General features: G+C 71.9%; 12 protein-coding genes. 4 read left to right on the plus strand and 8 right to left on the minus strand.

The window, feature by feature from the left end; genetic code table 11:
• Nucleotides 1-89 precede the first annotated feature (89 nt).
• The 5 genes from AMOR_RS00580 to AMOR_RS00600 all read right to left on the minus strand — a co-directional run bounded on the left by AMOR_RS00580 (nt 90) and on the right by AMOR_RS00600 (nt 6,010).
• On the minus strand, nt 90-809 hold the full coding sequence (locus tag AMOR_RS00580) for a Bax inhibitor-1/YccA family protein (protein WP_248357509.1): 720 nt from the start codon (nt 807-809) through the stop codon (nt 90-92).
• 122 nt (nt 810-931) lie between these two features.
• Nucleotides 932-2,737 carry a cytochrome c biogenesis protein gene (locus AMOR_RS00585; protein WP_248357511.1) on the minus strand — a complete coding sequence of 602 codons (1,806 nt, stop codon included), beginning with the start codon at nt 2,735-2,737 and terminating at the stop codon, nt 932-934.
• Nucleotides 2,738-3,934 (minus strand): cytochrome c biogenesis protein ResB, encoded by a 1,197-nt coding sequence (locus AMOR_RS00590; RefSeq protein ID WP_248357513.1) that lies wholly within the window; start codon nt 3,932-3,934, stop codon nt 2,738-2,740.
• Entirely contained in the window at nt 3,918-4,631 is a 714-nt protein-coding gene (locus AMOR_RS00595) for a hypothetical protein (protein WP_248357515.1), read from the minus strand. Before AMOR_RS00595 ends, AMOR_RS00590 begins: the two co-directional genes overlap by 17 nt.
• Before the next feature lie 275 nt (nt 4,632-4,906).
• Nucleotides 4,907-6,010, minus strand: a complete 1,104-nt coding sequence (locus AMOR_RS00600) for an EAL domain-containing response regulator (protein WP_248357517.1) — start codon at nt 6,008-6,010, stop codon at nt 4,907-4,909.
• Between the two features lie 206 nt (nt 6,011-6,216).
• Here AMOR_RS00600 and AMOR_RS00605 point away from each other — a divergent pair, with 206 nt between their 5' ends.
• Nucleotides 6,217-7,170, plus strand: a complete 954-nt coding sequence (locus tag AMOR_RS00605; protein ID WP_248357519.1) for a cation diffusion facilitator family transporter — start codon at nt 6,217-6,219, stop codon at nt 7,168-7,170.
• A 91-nt stretch (nt 7,171-7,261) separates the two neighbouring features.
• The gene (locus AMOR_RS00610) at nt 7,262-8,335 is read left to right on the plus strand and encodes a 3-deoxy-7-phosphoheptulonate synthase (RefSeq protein ID WP_248357521.1); all 1,074 of its coding nucleotides are present in this window, start codon (nt 7,262-7,264) and stop codon (nt 8,333-8,335) included.
• 34 nt (nt 8,336-8,369) lie between these two features.
• Here the strand turns inward: AMOR_RS00610 and AMOR_RS00615 are convergent, their stop codons facing one another.
• Nucleotides 8,370-9,995 (minus strand): peptide chain release factor 3, encoded by a 1,626-nt coding sequence (locus AMOR_RS00615; protein WP_248357523.1) that lies wholly within the window; start codon nt 9,993-9,995, stop codon nt 8,370-8,372.
• Nucleotides 9,996-10,141: 146 nt separating this feature from the next.
• Here AMOR_RS00615 and AMOR_RS00620 point away from each other — a divergent pair, with 146 nt between their 5' ends.
• The gene (locus AMOR_RS00620; protein ID WP_248357525.1) at nt 10,142-10,504 is read left to right on the plus strand and encodes a nuclear transport factor 2 family protein; all 363 of its coding nucleotides are present in this window, start codon (nt 10,142-10,144) and stop codon (nt 10,502-10,504) included.
• Between the two features lie 53 nt (nt 10,505-10,557).
• Here the strand turns inward: AMOR_RS00620 and AMOR_RS00625 are convergent, their stop codons facing one another.
• Nucleotides 10,558-10,842 (minus strand): hypothetical protein, encoded by a 285-nt coding sequence (locus AMOR_RS00625; RefSeq protein WP_248357527.1) that lies wholly within the window; start codon nt 10,840-10,842, stop codon nt 10,558-10,560.
• A 141-nt stretch (nt 10,843-10,983) separates the two neighbouring features.
• Between AMOR_RS00625 and AMOR_RS00630 the strand changes: the two genes are divergently transcribed.
• Nucleotides 10,984-11,361: a tautomerase family protein gene (locus AMOR_RS00630; RefSeq protein ID WP_248357528.1), complete on the plus strand. Its 378-nt coding sequence runs from the start codon at nt 10,984-10,986 to the stop codon at nt 11,359-11,361.
• A gap of 200 nt (nt 11,362-11,561) precedes the next feature.
• Here AMOR_RS00630 and AMOR_RS00635 read toward each other — a convergent pair whose 3' ends face one another.
• Nucleotides 11,562-12,146: an RNA polymerase sigma factor gene (locus AMOR_RS00635; RefSeq protein WP_248357529.1), complete on the minus strand. Its 585-nt coding sequence runs from the start codon at nt 12,144-12,146 to the stop codon at nt 11,562-11,564.
• Nucleotides 12,147-12,199 lie beyond the last annotated feature (53 nt).

Consider the following 12,199-nt stretch of genomic DNA (forward strand, 5'->3'; position numbering starts at 1 on the left):
GCGGGACCCGCCGGAAAAGGGTGGGGCCGCGCCGCCCCGTGGTGGACGACGCGGCCCCGGAAGGACGACCGCCCCGCTGCTCCCCTGCCCTAGTCGCGGCGGCCGCCGAGGAGCCGGAGCAGCATCAGGAACAGGTTCACGAAGTCGAGGTAGAGCGCGAGGGCGCCGTTCACCGCGACGGCTCCGGTCGCGCCGCCCGCCCGCGCGATGGTGCGGAGCTTCTGCGTGTCGTAGGCGGCGAGGCCGGTGAACACCAGCACGCCCGCGCAGGAGATGACGAACGACATCATCGAGGAGCGCAGGAAGATGTTCACCACGCTCGCGATGACGATCCCGATGAGCCCCATGAAGAGGAAGCTCGACCAGGAGGAGAGGTCCCGCTTCGTCACGGTCCCGTAGACGCTCATCACGCCGAAGGTGCCGGCGGTGGCGCCGAAGGCGAGCGCGACCGAGGTCCCCGTGTACGCGAGGAGCACGATCGAGAGCGTCACGCCGTTCAGGGCGGAGTAGACGAGGAAGAGGCCTCCGGCCGCGGCGGCGGAGAGGCGGTTCACCGCGGCCGAGAGGGCGATGACGAGCCCGAGCTCGGCGAGGATGAGCCCGAAGAAGAGGATGCGGTTCCCGAACACGAGCCGGATCGCGTCCGGGGAGCTCGCGACGGCCACGGCGAGGAGCGCGGTGACGCCCAGGCCGAGGGTCATCCAGCGGTAGACCGCGGCCATGAAGCCGCGCTCGACGTCGGAGGCGCCGCGGACGAGCACCGTGCGAGCGGCGGGCTGACGGTACGGAGGGGCAGGATCGAATGGCATGGGCGGAGGATATAGCACCGGGCCGCCCCCGCCGCGCGGCTTCCGGACGCGCTCGCGCGGAGACGAGAAGAGGGGCGGCCCCGTGCGGCCGCCCCTCCGGTACGACGCCGACGACGCGGCGACTACTTCCCCGGCGCCGGCTCCGGCTCGTGCTTCGAGGCTCCGCCGGAGAACGCCCCGGCGCGCCAGAACTGCGGCGGCAGGAGCGTGAACGCCATGATCAGGAGCTGCGACGCGATGAAGCCGGCGAGCGCCCAGAACGCCTTGTCCATGAAGCCGTACGAGTGGAGGCCGACCCCGAGCATGTTCACGCCGAACCAGGACAGGCTCGTGATGATGTTGCCGAAGATCGCCATCGCCATGATGCCGCGCTCGCGGACGTAGCCGCCCCAGCGCGCGTGCAGGATGATCGCGTTCCAGAGGACGATGAGCAGCGCCCCGTTCTCCTTCGGATCCCAGCCCCAGAACCGGCCCCAGGACTGGTCGGCCCAGATGCCGCCGAGCACCGTGCCGATGAAGCTGAAGAAGAGCGCGAAGCAGATGACCCCGTAGGTCATCCCCATGATCGCCTTCGACGTGGCCTCGTCGCCCCCGCCGCGCGACAGGTGCCGGCGGATCGTCCAGCCGATGGCGAGCGCGCCCGCGAGGAACGTACCGCTGTAGCCGATGGTGATCGTGACGACGTGCGTGCCGAGCCAGAAGTTCGAGTCCAGCACCGCGCGCATCATCTCCATCGTGTCGCCGTCGCCGGTGAGGTGGTGCGCGACGATGAGCGACGCGAACCCTGCCGCCGCGGCGACCGCGGTGCCGAACCCCTTGCGGTACATCCGCTCGAGGATGACGCCCAGGATGACGGCGCCCCAGCCCACGAACACCGCCGACGAGTAGAGGTTCGTGACCGGCGGCCGCCCCTGGAGGATCACGCGGGAGACGAGCCCCGCGGTGTGTACGAGCGCGCCCGCGACGAGGAAGCCGTACCCCGCCGGCCGGGTCCACCCGGGCTTCCAGATCCAGGAGACGAACACCGCCAGGAGGGCGAGGACGTAGAGCACCATGCCGACGTAGAAGGGCTGGGCGCGGTTGAAGACGAGCTCGTGCCCCGTCTGCGCGACGAGGTCCGCCTGGACCGCACCGGCCGCCGCGAGGGCGTCGTGCGCCGCCTGGTTGAAGCTCGCGGCGTCGCCCGCCCGGTACGCGACGGACATCCGAGCCCACGCGCCGAGCTGGGGGTTCTGGCGGCCCCGGGCGGCGTCGTCGAGCGCCTCGCCCGCGTTCCGCCACGCCTCGTTGGTCGTGCCCGCCGTGACGAACGGCCGGAAGTAGGCGGCCTGCGAGATCACGGCGCGGCGCTGGGCGGAGCTCGGGGTCCCGAGCGAGGCGAGCTCGAACGCGAGCCCGGGCGTCTGCTCGAGCTGGACGGTGTTCTTGAGCCGCACGTACAGGTAGACGCGCTCGTACAGGTTCGCGATGGCGCCCTCGAACCGGCTCCGCTCCTTGGCCTCCTTCATCTGCGCCGCCTCGCCCTGCCGCTGGATCTCGTCGAGATGAGGCTGGAGGACCTTGAAGGAGAAGTAGCGGTCCGCGCTCTGCTGGACCCCCATCATCCCGAGCACGTCGGGGTCGTTGATGACGAACGCCTTCTGCTGATCCGCGACCTCGGGCCGGAAGAGCACGTCGAGGAGCCACTCGTCGGCGACGACGGTCTTCCCCTCGTGCCGGAACTCCTGCTGGCTGCGGATCATGAGGAGCGCGTTCCGCGCCACGGTGTCGACGGGCTTCACGCGCCCGCCCTCGAGCACCGGGAGGTGCCCGAAGGTGTCGACGTCGAAGCCGCGGACCTTGCCCTGCGGGACGAGCATCACCGCCGCGCCGACGAGCGCGAGGATCGCAGCGCCCCAGAACGCGAGCCGGGTGGCCTTGGTCTTCATCTACGCCTCCACCGCGGCCGCGCCGGCGGTGCCCTCGTGGGCCTCCGCCTGCCGCCGCACCGAACGTCGAAGGGTGATCGCGAAGTGGACGAGGAGCCCGATGGTGACGAGCACGCACGAGACGTACGGCAGGAGCCAGCCGGGGTTCTGCACCACCTGCAGGATCGACAGCGTGTCGTTCTTGCCGAAGCTCGCCTGGTAGAACGCCTTGCCGTCGTACCGCAGCGGCTGGTTCATGAAGATGAGCACGTCCCGCTCCTCGCCCTTCGCCGGGTTCGACAGGTGGACGAGGCTCGAGAAGTTCTTCGGGATGCTCGTGCCCGGGTACACGTCGTGCCGGAACTTCTTCAGCGTCACCGTGTACGGCAGGTAGATGCGCCGGGGCCGGATCGCGAGCTGGTAGGTGCGGCCCTCGTGCGTGAACGACTGCGGCGCGCCGAGCTGCGCGGACACCAGCCACGTGCCGTAGCTCCGGCCGCCGGCCATGGGCTCCACGAGCGCCGTCGTCGCGTTCATCTCCTCGTCCCGTGAGACCGGCGGTGCCTCGCGCACCGTGACGTTCGTGAAGGTGCCGGCCGTGACGAGCGCGGGCGGGTCGGTGGGCTGGCGCATCGCGATGGACGCGTTCCTGTAATACCGGCGGACGTTCAGGGTGACCGGCGTGCCCGGGATCGGGATCTGCCCCGCGTGGGCGAGGAGGGACTCCGGGATGCTGTAGACGTCGTCCGCGGCGGGGTCGGTCGTGTCGACGATCGCGAGCTCGGTCTGGCGCGGGCTCTCGATGAAGTTCGTCGTCGCGCCCTCCTCGATCGCCATCTGGGTCTCGACCTGGTACATGCCGGTCACGAACTCGCCGACGACGAGCAGGATGAGCCCGGCGTGGACGATCCAGAGGCCGGCCTTCTTCCAGGAGAGCTCGAGGCGGCGGAACTGCGCCGCGGCGAGGTTCACCGCGAGCAGCGCACCGACCAGCGCGCCGCCGGGGAACACGGGGAACGACCAGGGGGAGCCGGGGACGTCCCACCAGACGAGCCACCGCCGCATGTAGACGTCGACCGCGCCGAACGTGCCGAGGTGGACCTGCGCGAGCGTGCAGGACACCACCAGCACCATCAGCGCGCCCATGCAGAGGATGGTGAGCTTCAGGGACGTGACGGCGTCCCACAACTTGTGGCGGGCATCACTTGGCGTCGGCATCGGAACGCAGGCTCTCCAGGAGGCTCATGAACGCGGGGCGCGCGGCCGACACGGCCTCGGCGTCCCCGGACAGCTTGACGAACCACGTGCTGCCGGCATTCTCGGTGAGGCCGGCGACCACGCGGCTCTTCTTCTGGCCGTCGGACGTGAAGTCGTAGACCGAGATGGGGCCGACCTTCGCCTTCACCGTCTTGCGCAGGGCGGGGAGGTCCGCGTCGGCGAGCGGCGCGAGCCCGATCTGGTTCCGCCAGCGGTTCACGTTGGCGAGCTCGCCGCCCGCCGGACCGGGGAGCACGATCACGCTGACCTCGGCCTTCCCCGCCCCGGTCGGCCGCATGGTGGCGAACCGCATGGGCCCGCCGCCCTTCGTCTCGGACCAGCCCTTCGGGAGCGACCAGCGCAGCCCGCCGCCCTCGGGGGCCGGCGGCGGAGCGACGTCGCCCTCCATCCCGCCGCCCATCGGCCCCTGTCCCGGGTCCGCGCCCGTCATGGGGCCGGGGCCGCCCATCGCCCCCATCGGCGCGGCGGCCGCGAGCCCCGTCCCCGTCGCCTTCGGGACGCGGAAGTGGCTCACCTCGTCGCGCTGGCAGCCCGCGATCGCCGTCGCGAGCGCGACGACCGCGAGGGTGATCGCGGCGCGAGCGCTGCCGGAGCGGTTCCGGCTCCGGCGGTGCTGCGAAGGTCCAGCTTCGTTCATCCGTGTTCCTCTCGACGCCGGGACGTCCCGGCGCTCGGTTGCCCGCCCAGGCTGCGACCGCGACTTGAACGTCGTGCGCGGTTGCGCCTGATCAACGCGCGGGCCGCAGGAACGCATCCGTTCCTGCAGGGCGGGCGTACATTACCCTGCGACATGATCCCGATCAAACCTTGAGGACCCGCGGCTTTATGCCGCGGCAGCGCACGTGCCCGTCAGGCTTTTGGATTTTCCAGGCGCCCCGAGGTGACCCGCCCCGGAAGGCGGTCTCTCCCTCTTCAGAGCACGGGCGTCGAGAAGACCCGTTCGGGCCGCGCGAACAGATAGCCCTGGAGGAGATCGCAGCCGAGCGCGACGAGCGCGTCGCGCTCGGCGGCGGCCTCGATCCCCTCGCACACGACGCGTGCGCCGAGCTCGCGGCCGAGCTCCGTCACGGACCGCACGACGCGCTGCTGCAGCGGGCTCCGGTCGATGCCGCGGACGAGCGAGAGATCGATCTTCACGACCTCGGGCTGGAGCGCGGGGAAGCTCGCCAGGCCGGAGTAGCCCGCGCCGAGGTCGTCCACCGCGAGCCGGTACCCCAGCGCGCGGAGCGCCGCGAGCCGCTCGGCGAGCGCATCGATGCCCTCGAGCGCCGCGCGCTCGGTGATCTCGAGCACCACGCGCCGCGCGTGGACCGAGAGCGGCGCGGACGCCTCGTAGAGCGCCTCGTCGGCGAGGTCGCTCGCGTGGAGGTTCACGAAGAGGAGCTTGCCGTCGGGCGCGCCCGGTGCGGCGGCGGCGACGCGCGCGCGGATGGCGCGGCCGAGGTCGCGCAGCCGCCCGCTCCGCTCCGCGGCCGCGAGGATCGCGCTGGCGTCCCGGAGCCCCGCAGCGTCGGACCGGACCAGCGCCTCGTACCCGAACACCGTCCCGGCGCTCCAGGAGACGATGGGCTGGAAGGCCATCCAGAGGCGGTCGATCGCGCCGTCGAGCGTGGTCCCGTCGGCGGCCGCGGGCGCGGGCCGGCGCCGTCGCTCGGCGCCGGCCTGCACCGCGCGGTTCACGGCGTCGAGCAGCGCCTCGATGTCCACCGGCTTCGTCAGGTACCGGAACGCGCCGTACTCGACGGCGCGCACCGCGGTCTCGATGGCGGGGCCGCCGGTCACGAGCACGACCGGCACGTCGAGCGACAGCTCCCGGAGGCGCCGGAGGAACTCGATCCCGGAGAGCCGGGGCATGTTGATGTCCGAGACCACGGCGTCGAAGCCGCCGCCGCGGACCTTCTCGAGCGCCTCCTCGCCGTCGCAGGCGGTCTCGAGCGCGAGCCCACCGGACCGGAGCACCTTGGTGTAGGCGTGCCGGACGATGGGGTCGTCTTCGACGAGGAGCACCTGGCTCATGGTCCGGCTCCGGGCGCTGCAGGGGTCCGCCGAGGTGGGGGAGCAGGGGCCGTGCCAGCGGAAGCACGCGAGAACCGGGCGGCTGACGCCGGGGCTCCGCGACCCCACGCGGTGGCCGACCCGGGGACGAGCGGCGCCTGCGACAGGGCGCGCGGCCATCAGAAGAGGCTTGCGCGACCCTGCCCGGACGCGGCAATGAGGGATCGATGTCGTCCCGTCCCATGTCCCTCGCCCGCTTCGCGTGGCTGTCCATCGCCGCGGCGGTGGTGACGATCGCGCTGAAGACCGTCGCGTACCTGCTCACCGGGTCCGTCGGCCTCCTCTCCGACGCGCTCGAGTCGATCGTGAACCTCGTCGCGGCCACGCTGACGCTCACGATGCTGAACGTGGCGGCGCGCCCCGAGGACGAGGAGCACGCGTACGGCTACGGCAAGGCGGAGTACTTCGCGAGCGGCGCCGAGGGCGCCCTCATCCTGCTCGCCGCGGTCGCCATCGCCTGGACGGCGATCGCCCGCCTCCTCGCGCCGCGCCCCATCGAGCAGGCTGGCCTGGGCCTCGTCGTGTCGACCGGCGCGTCGCTCGTGAACCTCGGCGTCGCGCGGGTGCTGCTCAAGGCGGGCCGCCGCCACCACTCGATCGCGCTCGAGGCGGACGCGCATCACCTCATGACCGACGTCTGGACCAGCGCCGGCGTGCTGGTCGGGATCGGCGCGGTGGCGCTCACCGGGTGGCAGCGGCTCGACCCGATCATCGCCATCGCGGTGGCGGTGAACATCGTCTGGACCGGCGTCCAGATCCTCCGCCGCTCGGCCCGCGGCCTGCTCGACCGCGCGCTGCCGGGGCAGGAGCAGGAAGCGCTCCGGCAGGTCCTCGCGCGGTACGAGGGGACCGAGCACGTCCAGTTCCACGCGCTGCGCACGCGGCAGGCGGGCCCCCGCCGGTTCGTGTCGCTCCACGTGCTCGTCCCGGGGATCTGGACGGTCTCCCGCGGCCACGCGCTCCTCGAGGACATCGAGAGCGGCATCCGCGCCGTCGTCCCGAACTGCAACGTGATCACGCACCTCGAGGCGCTCGAGGATCCGACGTCCTGGCAGGACGTCGGGCTCGACCGCGCCGCTCCGGGGACCGAGCCGCGGCCTCCCGCCGGCGCCGCCCGCTGACTCTGGAGTCGGGGACGACGCGGACGCGGGGTGCAAGCCGGCCCGAGATGAGCTATTCCGGTGGGCCCACCCTCGCCGGACGGACCACGGGATGCAGAAGACCGAGAACCTGAACGTCGCCGCCTTCGACCTCATGCCTTCGCCGGACGAGGTGAAGGCCAAGGCCCCGCTCACCGAGAGCGCGGCGCGCACCGTCGTCCAGAGCCGCCGCACCATCGAGGCGATCCTCGACGGTCGCGACCCGCGGCTCTTCGTCGTCGTCGGCCCGTGCTCGATGCACGATCCCGTCGCCGGTCTCGACTACGCTCGCCGGCTCCGCGCGCTCTCCGACGAGGTGGCCGACACGATCCACCTCGTGATGCGTGTCTACTTCGAGAAGCCGCGCACCTCGCTCGGGTGGAAGGGCTTCATCAACGACCCGCGGATGGACGACTCGTTCCGGATCGACGAGGGCATGCTCGAGGCCCGCCGGTTCCTGCTCTCCGTCAACGAGCTCGGCATCCCCGCCGGCACCGAGGCGCTCGATCCGATCGCGCCGCACTTCTACGGCGACCTGGTCGCCTGGACCGCCATCGGCGCGCGCACCTCGGAGTCGCAGACGCACCGGGAGATGGCCTCCGGCCTCTCCACGCCGGTCGGGTTCAAGAACGGCACCGACGGCGACGTGGACGCTGCCGTGAACGCGATCCTCTCCTCGCGCGGCGCGCACGCGTTCCTCGGCATCAACGACCAGGGGCGCACGGCCATCATCCGCACCCGCGGGAACCGCTACGGACACGTGGTGCTCCGCGGCGGCGGCGGGCGGCCGAACTACGACACCGTGTCGATCTCGCTCGCGGAGCAGGCGCTCTCGAAGGCGAAGCTCCCGCAGAACATCGTGGTCGACTGCTCCCACGCGAACTCGTGGAAGAAGCACGACCTGCAGCCGCTCGTCATGAAGGACGTCGTCCACCAGATCCGCGAGGGGAACCGGTCCGTCGTGGGGCTCATGGTGGAGAGCTTCATCGGCGCCGGCAGCCAGCCCATCCTGCCGCCGGACAAGTCCCAGCTGAAGTACGGCGTCTCGGTCACGGACGCGTGCGTCTCGTGGGAGACGACCGAGGAGATGATCCGGTCGGCGCGGGAGATCCTGAAGGACGTGCTGCCCGCGCGGAAGCGCGGCTAGACGAGGGTCGGGCGCCCGCGACCCTGACCGGCCGCTAGGCGGCGCGGACGACGACCCCGGTCGCCGTCTCCCCGAACACGTACTCGGGGTGCAGCCGCTCCGCGGTCTGCAGCGCCCAGGCGCGGTCGAAGAGCACCACCGGACGGTCGCGCACGTCGAGCACGACCATCCCCTCGACCGCGTCCGAGAGCGCGTCGAGGTCGAGCGGAGCGCCGTCCGCCCGCGCCGGCCAGCGCGCGAGCTGCCACGGGACCGGCTCGAGCCGCACCTGCGCGCCGTACTCGGACTCGAGGCGGTACTTCACCACCTCGAACTGGAGCTGCCCGAGGGCGCCGAGGACGAGGTCGCCCGCGCGGCCCGCGGGCGGGTGATAGAGCTGGATCGTCCCCTCCTGCGCGAGCTGCTCGATGCCGCGGGCGAACTGCTTCCGCTTGAGCGGGTCCACCATCACGAGCCGCGCGAAGTGCTCGGGCGCGAAGCTCGGGATGGGCTCGAACGAGAACGTCGAGCCGCCGGTGAGCGTGTCGCCGATCTCGAACGTCCCCGGGTCGTGCACGCCGACCACGTCGCCCGGGAAGCTCTCGTCCACGACGGTCCGATCGCGGGCCATGAACGTGGACGGGTTCGCGAGCCGGATCTCCTTGCCTGTCCGGACGTGCGTGACCTTCATCCCGCGCGTCATCTTCCCCGAGCAGATCCGGACGAAGGCCACGCGGTCGCGGTGCGCCTTGTCCATGTTCGCCTGGATCTTGAACACGAACCCGCTGAACTCGTCGCGGGCGGGCTCGACCGGCCCCTGGTCGGTCGCGCGCGGGCGGGGCGGGGGCATCAGCTCGCAGAACGACTCGAGGAACGCCTCGAGACCGAAGTTGTTGATGGCGCTCCCGAAGAAGAGGGGCGAGAGCGCGCCCTCGAGGAACTTCTCGCGGTCGAAGCCGTCTCCCGCGAGCTCGAGCAGCTCGGCGTCGTGCTTGAGCCGCTCGTAGCCCTCGTCGTCCAGCTCGGCGCGGACGAGCGGATCGTCGATCCCCGCCACCTCGACCGGCGGCCGCTCCGCGCCGAGGCCCGCCGACGACGCGGCGTGGCCCGCGTCGAAGAGGTAGACGCGCCTCGCGAGCCGGTGCCACACGCCGCGGAAGACGCCGCCGCGGAAGATGGGCCAGGTGACGGGGAAGACGCCGATGCCGAGCACGCTCTCGACCTCGCCGATGAGGTCGAACGGATCGCGGCCGGCGCGGTCCATCTTGTTCACGAACGAGAAGATCGGGATCGCCCGCTGCTTGCAGACGCGGAAGAGCTTGCGCGTCTGCGCCTCGACGCCCTTGGCGCGGTCGAGGAGCATCACCGCGCCGTCGACGGCGTGGAGCGTCCGGTAGGTGTCCTCGCTGAAGTCGGCGTGGCCGGGCGTGTCGAGCAGGTTCAACGCGAAGCCGCGATACGGGAACTGGAGGACGGAGGTCGTGATGGAGATGCCGCGCTCGCGCTCCATCTCCATCCAGTCGGAGACCGCGCTCGCCCGGCCACGCTTCGCCTTGACGGCGCCGGCGAGCTGGATCACGCCGCCGTACAGGAGGAGCTTCTCCGTGAGGGTCGTCTTGCCCGCGTCGGGGTGAGAGATGATGGCGAAGGTGCGCCGGCGGGCGATCTCGTGCTGGCTCATGGCGGACCGGGGGTCTTAACACGCCGGGGCGGCCTGCGACAGCCGGCCGGCCTTCCCCCGGGGGTCCCCGCCCGAGAGCGCTGCGCGCGACGCGCCGCGGTGATACCTCGATCCGGTGCCGGGCCGCGTGCCGGCGTGGAGGCCCCATGGAGCTCACGAGGCGGCTGGTCGATCTGGAGGACCGGTTCTGGGCGTCGGCGGGGGATCCGGAGTTCTACCGCCGCGCGCTCGCCGCGAACGCGGTGATGGTGTTCCCGCACCCGGCGCGCGTGCTCGACCGCGATGGGGCCATCGGCGCGGTCGCGACCACCAAGCCGTGGACCTCCTGGGCGCTGGAGGACCGGCGCGCCGTGCGGCTCTCCGAGAGCACGGCGGTCCTGACGTATCGCGCGCTCGCGCGGCGCGAGGGCCAGGCGCCGTACGCCGCGCTCGTCACGAGCGTCTACGTCGAGGAGGACGGCGCCTGGAAGCTCGCCGTCCATCAGCAGACGCCGGTGCCCGCTCCGTAGCGTGAGGTGCGACCGACGGTCGCCCTTCGATGAGCGCTGCGGTTCCCGGGTCGTCAGCCCCGGTCGCCGGAGCCGCCCGGATCTCGGTCCGCGCCGGTCGCCACGTCGCCCTTCGGGACGCGCGCCTCGGAGTCGTCCGGCGCTGCGGTCGCGCGGGCGATCTGGCCCGGGCGCTTCCGCTCCTCCGCCCGGCGCTCCGGCTGGCCCCGATCCTCGCGGGTCGCGTGCTCCTGGCCGCCGGTGTCCGACATCTCGGCCTCCTCGAACTCGGCCCGGGTCTCCTTGTCCATGGCCCGCATGAGATCGCGAGGATCGTTCGCGTCGCGGCTCTCGCCCATGGTGCGGCCTCCTGGCTCCACCCTGGGCATGCATCCGCAGGCTGGCACCGGCCGGCCGGGCGGCATCGGCCCGGCGCCTCGTCGAGCCGGGCGCGGTTCGCGCGGCCGCTCCTAGATTCTCCTCCTTCCCCGGAGGACCCCATGCCCCTCGTTCGCATCGACCTGAAGCCCGGCCGCACCGCCGCCGACCGCGCCGCCATCGGTGACGCGGTCCACCGCGCGATGGTGGAGACCATCAACGTTCCGCCCAAGGATCGGTTCCAGATCATCGTCGAGCGTCCGGCGGACGCGATCGTCTACGACCCGTCCTACCTGGAGATCGCTCGCGGCGACGGGATCGTCATCGTCCAGATCACGCTCAACGCCGGTCGAACGATCGAGATGAAGAAGGCGCTCTATGCGCGCATCGCGGACCTGCTCGCGGAGCGCGGGGTCCGGCGCGAGGACGTGCTGGTCTCGCTCGTCGAGGTGGCGAAGGAGAACTGGTCGTTCGGGAACGGCGTCGCGCAGTACGCGTGACCGCCGCGGATGAACAGGGGGAGGAGGAGCCCTCGCGAGAGCAGCGCCTCCTCCCCACCCCCCAGCCTGTTCAGGGACACCCACCAAGCATCCCGCTTCCATGGAACGCCGCGGCGGGGGGATGTGACAATAGGGGTTAACCCGATGGACCGCGACGGCCTGAACACGAGCCGCTGCGCGACCTTGCGGCCGCACGGAGGTCAGCTCGGGAGATCGTCGTCCGAGCGTCGCGCGCGGACCAGCTCGGCGAGCCGGGCCTTGATGCGCTCGTAGCGCTTCCGCAGCGTCGCGGGATCGACCGGAGCGCCCCCGGACGACAGCACGTCCGCCACCTCGTCCCAGGAGAGCTGCTGGTCGACGCGCAGGACGAGCAGCGTCTGGTCCTGCATCGAGAGCTCGGCCTTGAGCGCCTCGAGCTCCGCGCGCTGCCGCTCCAGGCGGACGGCGGTGTGCGTCCGCACCTCGTCGGCGAGCCGGCTCGCCTCGCTCGAGTCGAGCCGCCGGCCGAGACGACGCCAGGCGTCGTCCCTCACCTTCATCGCGGCGCTCCAGGCCGCCTTGAAGGCCCACGTCTTCGCCGACGAGCGCTGCTCGAAGCCGGGGATGCCGCGCCAGACCTGCTCGGCGAAGAGGGAGAAGGCGTCGCTTGCGTCGTCGCTGTCGCCGAGGACACGGTGGAGGTAGCCGAGCACGCGGGGGCCGTAGCCACGGATGACCTCGGAGGCGGCGGCCCGGTGGTCGGCCACAGCGAGCGCGGCGCGGATGCGGGCCTCCACCGGTTGCATGTACGGAAAGTAACCCGGGTTTCCCGCCGGGTCGAGGGTGGGCGGGGTGGGTC

Origin of the sequence: Anaeromyxobacter oryzae, from assembly GCF_023169945.1 — a bacterium.
GTDB lineage: Bacteria > Myxococcota > Myxococcia > Myxococcales > Anaeromyxobacteraceae > Anaeromyxobacter > Anaeromyxobacter oryzae.